Origin of the sequence: Burkholderia sp. BCC1996 (genome assembly GCF_905339955.1) — a bacterium.
GTDB lineage: Bacteria > Pseudomonadota > Gammaproteobacteria > Burkholderiales > Burkholderiaceae > Burkholderia.
Map to the genome: position 1 here is coordinate 1 of NZ_CAJPHM010000073.1, position 1,644 is coordinate 1,644.

Annotated in this window: 1 protein-coding gene; it reads right to left on the bottom strand. The window is 61.3% G+C overall.

Annotated features, from left to right (window positions below; translation table 11 throughout):
• Window positions 1-120: 120 nt before the first annotated feature.
• A complete protein-coding gene (locus U4Z64_RS37210) occupies window positions 121-1,518 on the bottom strand; it encodes an ISNCY family transposase (RefSeq protein ID WP_321822674.1) in 1,398 nt (465 codons plus the stop codon).
• Window positions 1,519-1,644 lie beyond the last annotated feature (126 nt).

Genomic DNA, 1,644 nt, shown 5'->3' on the forward strand with positions numbered 1-1,644 from the left:
TGTCATACCCGGATTCAGATGTCGTAGCGCCAGCTAAATACAGATGTCGCATGTTTCATCGGTTTCCCTTCATTCAGCGTTGAAGGGCCGAGCCTGAAGCAGCAGGGCGCTTACGCACGATCAGCGGGCCTTGGCAGACCGCTGGTTCGATTCTGCTTGATGTGTTTGCGAAGCGACCTGCAGGATGGCCGCTTCAATGTCGGCTTCCGTGAACGCACGCTGTTTCTTGGCGCCTGGTAACGATGTCTTGGCCCGCACTGGCAGCCCTCGATTGGCGCGCGAGGGCGAACCCGAGATCCGCCGGTTATCACGCTGCGCCTGAACCGCTTCAGCCACCTGCAGCGCGTGACTCAGACGCTTGTGTTCGATGATCGCGCCTTGATCGACCGCCGCCAGCTTGTCGTAAAGGCGGCAATGCAATACCTCGCCGTCGGCCCGGATTTCGATTCGTCCATCCGGGTACTCCCAGACGTCGATATAGCGATGAATCAGCTTCCTGTTCTCGAGCGTATCGTCCAGCAGGTACAGCACCCGGTCATACAGCACCGTCAGTGACTTCGATACCCGGCGCGTTTCGCGCCAGGTCAGCAACCGGTCCAGATTCTCGTCGTTTCGCAGCGGCCGGTGCGCATTGAAGTCGCTCTTCGGCGGCTTCGCGAAGCGCGCGTTATACATGGCGATGAAGGAGGGCGCATACGCATTGGCGTCGGCCACCGTGCTGATCCCGCGCAATCTCAACTCCTTGACCAGCCGGTCCTGCAGCGTCAGGTGCGCACGTTCGACGCGCCCCTTGGCCGAGCTGCTGTTCGCGCAGAACGTGTCGATGTTCAGCTCGTACATGGCCCGGCCAAACTGCGTCACGCTGCTGCCGGTCTTGCTGGCCTTCGGGCTGCGGAACACGCTGTACTTGTCGCTGTAGAACGCCACCGGCTTGCCATGGCGCTCCAGGTACGTTCGCGTGGCCTCGAAGTAGCTGAAGGTCGATTCGGTCTGAGTGAAGTGCAGATGCATCAGCCGGCTCGTCGCATCGTCGACGTACACCAGCAGCGTGCAGGACGGCGCCCGTTCCTCGAACCACCGATGATCGCTGCCGTCGATCTGGATCAGTTCACCCAGGCAAGCCCGGCGCGCTCGCGGTTGATAGACCTTGGGCGGTCGTTGCCGACGCGGAATCCACAGCCCAGCGTCCGTCATCAGCTTCCTGACCGTTTCCTTCGACAACTGCAGCCCGTGGCATTCCCACAGCTTCTCGCAAGCCAGCGTCGGCCCGAAATCGGCGTAGCGCTCACGAATCAGGCTCAAGGCACGGTGCGCCAGATCCTCGGGCAATTGATGGTTGCTGGCGTGGCCACGGCGCTGCGAAATCAGTCCAGCCGGCCCCGCAGCACGATATCGGGTGACCAGCCGTTCAATCTGCCGTCGACTGATCCCGAGCCGCTCCGCGGCTCGCCAAGGCATCAGACGCTGCTCGATCACGGCTTCCACGACCTTCAGACGATCCAGCTCCCGCATGCTCATGGTGATCAGTCCAGGTTGGCCCACGATGCGCTCCAGCAGTTCAAACCGCCGCCAGCATGCGCCGAAACCCTCGAACTACGACATTTCAACTTTGCCCAGATGCGACATTACAACTTTGCTCCCACA

Bases quoted from the DNA above. Each gene is read 5' to 3' on its own strand.
- U4Z64_RS37210 (WP_321822674.1), bottom strand. From the start codon at position 1,518: ATGAGCATGCGGGAGCTGGATCGTCTGAAGGTCGTGGAAGCCGTGATC.